Raw genomic sequence first — 7,916 nt, 5'->3', positions numbered from 1 at the left:
GTGGCAGCCGCCATAACAGTGATTGAGCCACCCTAGCGGCGGCTGCCACTGGCGAAAATCGAGGTGGGGCGCCAGTCTGCTCGCCCAGTCGGTCGGCAGATGATCCGGCCCCTCCTGCCAGACGCCGCTCGCCAGAAAGCGTATTCGGGTCTGCTCGTCGCGCCAGAAGAAAGGGTGGAATCCCGCGCCGTAGAGGCAGGGCGCTTCCCCCAGATGGGTCAGGCTGATCCGCGCCACCAGGCTTGCTCCCTGCAGCCGATAGTCGATCTCCGCCAGATAGTGAAAAGGGCCATGCTGGCTGGTGAGCTGCAAGGTCACCGAGCTGTCGGTCAACGCCACCCGCTGCCAGGGCTGCAACCAGCCATCCCCATGCAAAAAAAAGTCGGGATCGAGCTCGCTCGCGGGCAGCGAACACGCATCTCCCCACAGTTCGAACCGGTTGCCCGCTACCCGATTGGCCAGCGGCAACATGGGAAAGAGGGCGCTCTGTCCGGGATGCCAGGGCTGCGCCGGATCAGTGTCTCGCAGCAGCGGGCGCCCTTGATCATCGTCCAGCCCCAGCAGACAGGCCCCTTGTGCAGAGACCCGCATCCGAAGATGCGGGTTGCTTAATGTGTATACCGTCATGCCGAGGTGCTTGCCTTGGCTTGGGTCAGTTCGACCTTGCCCTGAGCCAGCTGGGCTTCCAGCGCTTCCAGCGTGACCCCCTTGGTCTCGGGCACCTTGCGATAGATAAAGATGAGACCGGCGAAACAGATGAGGCCATAGAGCAGGAAGCTGCCTGCGGCGCCGAGCCCGGCGTTGAGCAGCGGGAAGGTGTAAGTCAGGATGAAACAGGCAATCCAGAGTGCCAGCGTACCGGCTGACATCGCCAGCCCGCGCACCCGGTTGGGGAAGATCTCGGAGAGCAGCACCCAGGTGACCGGCGCCAGGGTCAAGGCATAGATGGCGATCGCCGCCAGCACCAGCAACAACACCGGCAGCCCCAGCATACCGCTGGCATAGGCAGCCGCCATCATGCCATAGATGATGGTGAGACCGGCCGAGCCAATCAGCATCAGCTTGCGGCGACCGATCTTGTCCACCATGGGCAGCGCAATCAGGGTAAACAGCAGATTGATAAGACCGGTGGCGACGATGGATTTGAGGGTGCTGTTGATGTCAAACCCGGCGGAGGCAAAGATCTCCTGCGCATAGTTGAAGATGACGTTGATGCCGCACCACTGCTGGAATACCGCCAGCACGATCCCGATGATGAGGATTGGCCGCACCGAGGGTTTGCCCAGCTCTGACAGCGACACCTTGTGAGTCTCGCCCACCAGGGTCTGACGGATATCGGCCAGGGTCTGTTTGGCATAATCATCACCGCCAATCTTGCCAAGCATGCGGGAGGCTTTCTCATACTGACCATCTTTGGCCAACCAGCGCGGTGACTCAGGTACGAAGAACATCAATACCAGAAACGCCAGCGCCGGCACCAGTTCGGCACCGAACATCCAGCGCCAGCCGGACTGGCCATTCCAGGTGGCCAGAATATCGGCCTGGGTCGCGTTGCTGGCCACGGGATCGGCGATCATCAGGTTCACCAGCTGGGCTGCCAGCACCCCGATAACGATGGTGAGCTGGTTGATGGCCACGAACTTGCCCCGCTTTTCGGCCGGGCTTATCTCGGCGATGTACATGGGCGAAAGGGCAGAGGCCAGACCAATGCCGATACCGCCGATGATGCGATAGATCACGAACAGATCGAAGTTACTGGCCGTAGCGGTACCCCAGGCCGAGATGGTGAAGAGGATGGCGGCCAGGATCAGCGGCTTCTTGCGACCGAAGCGGTCGGCAGACCAGCCGGAGATGGCAGCCCCCAGCACGCAGCCCACCAGCGCCGAGCTCATGGCCCAGCCGGACTGGGCCGGATCCGTAATGGCGAAGTAGGCCTCATAGAAGGGCTTGGCCCCGCCAATCACCACCCAGTCATAGCCAAACAGCAGGCCACCGCAGGCGGCCACCAGGCAGATCATCCAGATGTAGCTCATATTGAGCCCATTCGTATCCAATTGATTTTTCGTGCGTTCCATGACTCATCCTTATCATCTTGTCGATTGTAGGGTGCAGTGGCGCCCCTTACCGTGGCGGGGCGCCGATTTTTGTTATGGGTGTTATGAGTGGAGTGACAGCCCGCGGCAGATCAGGGCAAAGAGGTGCCCCTTGTCATGGGCCGGGTTGAGGGTGAGCAGCTCTCGCAAGGTCTGTTCACAGCCATCCCGCTGATCCAGCCCCAACAGGCCGAGCGCCCTGACCAACAGACAGTGCTGGCGATGTTTGTGCTGCGGGTCATCGTCAAGCACGATGAGGTCCGGTAGCGACACGGCGAAGAAGTCCGCCTCGACCCGCTCACCCATCGCCTGTTCGGCCCAGCCGACCATCCCCTCAAAGAGACGTTGCGCCTCTGCAACCCGACCAAGACGCGCCAGCGCCATGCCCTGATAGAAGAGGTAATCGACCGGCTGATCGTTGTAGTAGCGACTGGCACCCAGCGACCCCTGACCAAGGCAGGCCAGTTGCAGGCACTGGGCCGCCAGACTCTGGTTGTCACAGGCGAGGTGACAGAGCGCCAGCAGGTAGTGGATATCGTTGTCGGTTTGCCCCACCAGACGTCCCTCCCCCAGATTGAGGGGGTAGCACAGAGCCTGTTGCAGCAGCGGTATGGCCTGCTCATGGCGTCCCAGGGCCATCAGCACCAGCGCCTGGCGCTGCTGGTTGATGAGGTACTGACCGGTCACCTTGCCCTCGCCCCCCTCCCAGGGGTGGAATTCGCGCAGCCGCAAGATCTCTGCCGCCGTCTCCAGCTGGCCGGTGATGTGATAGAGGCCGAGCAGTTCGGCGGTCAGATCGTCGCGCTTGAGGACCACCTCACGGTGTGCCTCCAGCAGCGCCAACCGCTCGTTGGGTGCCATGGTGCAGCGCTTGTGCAGCTGATCCAGTTCGAACAAGAGGCGGGCATCATCCGGCTTGAGGGCAAAGGCCCGGCTCAGACACTGCTCGGCCGCCACCGGATCGCCGCTCTTGTTGAAGTGATAGATGCCAAGGTTGCGCCAGGCCGGGGCAAATTCGGGTGCCTGCTCGCACACCTGCTGCCACAAGGCGATGGCTTGCGGGTAGCTGCGCTTGCTGTAGTGGAAGCAGCCCAGCAGGTAGCTGGCAAACCAGCTGTGGGGCAGTTGCGCCAGCATGGCCACCTCGCCCAGGGTATTGGGGAAGCGCACCTTGCGGCCAAATGCCTGCTCGGCCCGCGCCAGCAGGGCATCCTGCGCCTCACCTTCGGGCAGCTGAGCGGCCTGGAACAACAGCGGCAGGGTCTCTTCCACTGGCAGCAGCGAAAGCAGTTGCTGCGCCAACTCGGGGCGACCCAGCGCCAGCAGATTGCTCGCCAGGAAACAGAGGTTCACCCCGCGCCCGTTGCACAGAGTGCGCAGCGCCTCGAGATCGGTCGGCTGCTCGCTTGCCAGCCAGCGCAGGAAGGCCAGCTGATAGTGGAGTGGATAACGGACTCGCTGCTCGTCGATATAGGCGAGGGCCGCCGCCCGCTGACCGGACTCCAGCAGCGCCAACCCTTTGAGAGCGATGGCGCCATAGTGGGTACCGTTGACCGCGAGGCTCTTCTCGACAAAGGGCAACGCTTGCAGGGGATCACGGCGTACCATGGCGATACGGGCCAGTCCGAGGAAGCCGCTGTCGCGGCAGTTACCGCTCCAGGTCGCCTTGTAAAAGTCATCGAAGGCAGCATCGAACTGACCCAGGCGCTCCTCAATGTGGCCGCGCAGCAGACTGGCCTTGCCACACTGGGGGTTCTTGTTGAGGCGATGGGCACGGGTCAGCGCCTGATTGGCGTAGGCCAGCGCCGGCTCATAGTTGGCGCGGTTGTACTCCAGCGTCGCCAGTGCCAGGTTGCAGCGGTAGTCGCCGCCATCGAGTTCAAGCGCCCGCAGGTAGTAATCAAAAGGCGAGCGGCTGGCGTGCAGATACTGCTCAAGATGCTGACCGATGAAATAGAGCTCATCGATTGAGTCGAGATTGACGGCCGGCTCCGGTGCCGTGGCCGGATCCGGCAGGGCTTCACCCGCAGGCAGGTGTTCGAGATAACTGAGGATCGGCTGGCCCTGCTCATCCAGCAGGCGTACCTGCAAACGTCCCTCGCTGGTGATGGCCTGTGGCTCAAGCCAGGCCTGACCCGGTTGCAGATCCAGCGTCTGGGTGAACAGCACGCCACTCTCGTCACTCACTTCGAAACGGGCCTGGCACAGCGGTGCGATCGCGTAGGCACCGCAGAGCAGACCGTCGTCGCTGCGCTCCAGCTTGATGGCGGCGCGGGTATTGGCATTTTGCAGGGTGCCCAGGGTGTTGTAGGGCAGGAAGTTCTGCACAAACACCTTCTCCTCCCCCGCATCCAGCCAGGTAAAGTCGGGCTGGTTGTCGGTGTAAACCCCGGTCATCAGCTCGATGTAGGGGCCGTTGTCGTCGGTCAGGTTGCGATCCCAGGCCAGACCGAAATCGCAGTTGCCCCAGCTCCACTGTTTCTTGCCCGGCGAAACGTGGTGATCTGCCACGTGCAACAGGCCGCCCTGCTCGTCATGGCAGTAGGCGCCGACGAAGTCGTAATCGGACTTGTCCGCCATGTAGGAGGTGGGCACCGGGATGTTGCGGTAGCGGGAGATATCGACGCCAGCGGAGTAATCCACCTTGTAGTAGGTGCCACGGGCGATGGGGAAGGCACTGACGTCGCGCTTGCCGTGGTCATAGACGGCGGTCACATCGGGCGGGAAGACGCTCTGATGGGCATCGCCCCCTTTCACCGCCGGGTTGGACCACCAGAGGAAGTGGCGCGGCGTGTCGTTGCCATTGAACACCTTGCCGGTGATCTCGATGAGCGCCTTGTCGGGATAGAGGGTGAACCCAGCCATCACCTGCAGACCGCGCATCGGCTCCACCTCGCCCAGCCAGACGGTCTTGGCGCCGCCTTCCTGCTCCGCAATGGTGAAATCCACCGGCATAAAGGTGGTGGGCCTGTGGTGCTGCGGCCAGTTGAACTCGATGCCACCGGAGATCCAGGGCCCTACCAGTCCCACCAGCGCCGGCTTTATCACCTCGTTGTAATAGACAAAATCCCGCTGCATCACCTTGTCGTAGGCACGATGGATGCGGCCCCCCAGCTCCGGCAGCAGCATCACCTTGATAAAGTCGTTCTCCAGCCAGACCGCCTGATAGGACTTCATCTGCTTCTGACCGGTGAGGGTGTCGATCACGCCGTAGGGATAGACGGCCCCCGAGGAGCCCTGATAGACCCGCTTCTCGAGAAACATGGGGTTGGGATCTTCGGCACCCACCTCGTAGGTCGGCAGTGAGATGGTCTCTACCCAGACTTTTACATCAGCTTTCATCAATCTCGCCTCATTCAACATTTATTAGTAAACGTTTCGATGAGGCCAGTTTAGAATGGTGACTGCAGCGATTTTCGCTTAAAGATCACGCAATACAGTAAGCGGAGTTTAGTGAACTGATGATCATCGGCTTGAACAACCAGAAGGTACGCCACCACAACAAGCAGGTGTTGCTGGCACTGCTCTACCAACTCAAGGAGGCGAGCAAGTCCACCCTGGCCCGCCACTGCGAGCTCTCCATCCCGGCGGTCAGCAAGATCCTCGACGAGCTGGTGGCCGACGGCGCCATCAGCCACAGCGAACAAAACCTCTCCTTGCGTGGCATCAATGGGGGCAGCTACCGCATCGCCAGCGGCAAGGGGGCCATTCTCTGTTTCAACATCAGCCCCACCAGCCTGGAAAGCATATTGGTGGATAACCTGATCACCCCGCTGGGTGAGTTCTGCGGCCAGAAGATAGCGCCGCAGACCCCCGATGAGCTGCTGCGCCTGATTGAAGCGCACTACTACCAGCACAAGCGCCGCCACAAGGGGTTGGCGATCCGGCTGGCATTGGCGGTGCACGGTCAGGTCAACCCGGCGACCGGGGTCTCCCAAACCATGCCGCAGGCCCCCTGGCACGCGCCGGTCGAGCTCAAGTACCTGCTGGAGGAGCGCCTCGGCTGCGAGGTGATGGTGGATAACGACTGCATCATGCTGGCGCTGGCCCAGAAGTGGCAGGGCCAGGAAAGCGGCGGGGATTTTTGCGTCATCAACGTCGATTACGGCATCGGGTCGGCCTTTATCATCAACGGCCAGATCTACCGGGGCACCCTGTTTGGCAGCGGCCAGATAGGCCACACCATTATCAATCCGGACGGCAGCGCCTGTGCCTGCGGCCGCTATGGCTGCCTGGAGACGGTCGCCTCCCTGTTTGCCATCAAAAAACGGGCCCGGGTGTTTCTCAAGCAGCAAGCCAGTGCCGACAACCCGGCGTTGGTGGACGGGGAGCTCGACACGGCCCAGCTGCTCGCGCTCTACCATCAGGGGGATACCATGATCCGCGCCCTGGTGGACGAAGGGGCCCGCGCCATTGGCCTGAGCCTCTACAACTTCCTCAATATCCTCAACATCAACCGCATCTGGCTCTATGGCCGCAGCTGCGGCTTTGGTGAGACCTGGCTGCAAACGATCGTCAGTCAGACCGGCGCCAATCCGTTCGATTGCAGCGATGCGGTCAATGCAACCCAACTGCGCGTCGGCACGCTCAGCCGTGCCCAGCAGGTGATGGGCATCGGCTATCTCTACGTGGAGCGGGCGCTGGAACGGCGCAGCGATACCAGTGTCCCTGGCTGACAAGCAGAGATAGGACGCAGTCCCCTGACTGGCCCAGGTCGCAGGTCAGGGTGATCCCGCTCCCGATTGCAAAACTCCCCATGGGGCTATGAGAGCCAAGTGGAGAGGGATATAATGGGCGCTCCATCAGCAGGAGAGTGCCCATCATGACAACCCAACACGAGCCGCAGCAACAAAGGGAACAGCAAGCGCAGAGCGAAATCCATCGCTGTGACAAATGCAGAGAGCGCACCCGCCATATCGTGGTGCAAGTGGCGCGCGACCACAGTCAGGACCTGATGCCCAAAGAACCGCGTAAAGCCTTCTGGCAAGCCTTTCGCGCCAGCACCCTCACCAACTGGGCATTTGGCGGGACCCTCGCCTATCAGACCACCCATGTGCGGCATCTGATCTGCGAACGCTGCGGCGAGACGTTTCTTGAGTATTGAATGACACGCCCCTCGGGGTCGGCTACGCCCATTGCCAAGAGAACAGGATGAGATGAAGGTGACGTTTATCGAGATCGCTCCCGACCGATTGCCGCTGACACTGCTGCTGGAAGCAGATCCGTCCGAGCAGCGCATCGCCGCCTACCTGCCCGGCGCTCTGGGCTTTGCCGCCAGCGAGGGCGATGAGATTGTGGGAGCCTGCGTGGCCAACCTTATCGGGGAGCAGATCGTCGAGATCTTCAATATCGCCGTAGCCCCCGGACACCAGCAGAGAGGCATAGGTTCTGGCCTGCTGCGCTTTGTGCTGGAAAACCTTGCCGAGAAGGGCGTGCGCCGCGTCGAACTCGGCACCGGCAGCGTTGGCCATCAGCTCACCTATTACCAGCGCCACGGCTTTCGCGTCGATGCCGTGCTCAAAGACCATTTCCTTATCCACTACCCTGAGCCTCTGATTGAACACGGCATCCAGCACAAGGATATGCTGAGGCTCTCCCTTGCACTGGAACCCAGCATCCCGGTCCGCCACGGCCAGTAACCTGCTGGCACAAGTGCCGCCCAAGCTGAAGCCAATACACCTTTCTTATCAAGTCATTTATTGATCTGCCGCCAGTGCTTAAACGTTTCCTGTTTTACATCGCCCACATCTTGATTATCACGTCTCACTTGGCAAGGCGTTGTTGCCCAAATCAGCCAGCAAGTCATGACTTCCCCAGCCCCAG

6 protein-coding genes are annotated in these 7,916 nt (G+C 61.4%); 3 read left to right on the top strand and 3 right to left on the bottom strand.

Annotated elements, in window-relative coordinates:
* The 3 genes from AAC083_RS20800 to AAC083_RS20790 form a co-directional block, all read right to left on the bottom strand.
* Positions 1-627, bottom strand: a 627-nt coding sequence (locus AAC083_RS20800) for an aldose epimerase family protein (RefSeq protein ID WP_146181753.1), incomplete at its 3' end; no start/stop codon positions are given.
* Positions 624-2,075, bottom strand: a complete 1,452-nt coding sequence (locus tag AAC083_RS20795) for a sugar porter family MFS transporter (protein ID WP_108537611.1) — start codon at positions 2,073-2,075, stop codon at positions 624-626. The genes AAC083_RS20795 and AAC083_RS20800, both read right to left, overlap by 4 nt.
* 81 nt (positions 2,076-2,156) lie before the next feature.
* Complete coding sequence (locus AAC083_RS20790; protein ID WP_108537610.1) at positions 2,157-5,435, bottom strand: DUF5107 domain-containing protein; 3,279 nt, start codon at positions 5,433-5,435, stop codon at positions 2,157-2,159.
* Positions 5,436-5,554: 119 nt separating this feature from the next.
* On the opposite strand from AAC083_RS20790, the gene AAC083_RS20785 reads away from it, so the two are divergent.
* From AAC083_RS20785 to AAC083_RS20775, 3 genes are all read left to right on the top strand, one after another.
* Positions 5,555-6,769 (top strand): ROK family transcriptional regulator, encoded by a 1,215-nt coding sequence (locus tag AAC083_RS20785; protein WP_042034042.1) that lies wholly within the window; start codon positions 5,555-5,557, stop codon positions 6,767-6,769.
* A gap of 146 nt (positions 6,770-6,915) precedes the next feature.
* Positions 6,916-7,197 carry a hypothetical protein gene (locus AAC083_RS20780; RefSeq protein WP_108537609.1) on the top strand — a complete coding sequence of 94 codons (282 nt, stop codon included), beginning with the start codon at positions 6,916-6,918 and terminating at the stop codon, positions 7,195-7,197.
* Between the two features lie 58 nt (positions 7,198-7,255).
* On the top strand, positions 7,256-7,732 hold the full coding sequence (locus AAC083_RS20775; RefSeq protein WP_108537613.1) for a GNAT family N-acetyltransferase: 477 nt from the start codon (positions 7,256-7,258) through the stop codon (positions 7,730-7,732).
* Positions 7,733-7,916: the final 184 nt, after the last annotated feature.

Origin of the sequence: Aeromonas sp. HMWF014, from assembly GCF_963878295.1 — a bacterium.
GTDB classification, from domain to species: Bacteria; Pseudomonadota; Gammaproteobacteria; order Enterobacterales; family Aeromonadaceae; genus Aeromonas; species Aeromonas popoffii.
This window is presented reverse-complemented; position numbering and strand designations above follow the sequence as displayed.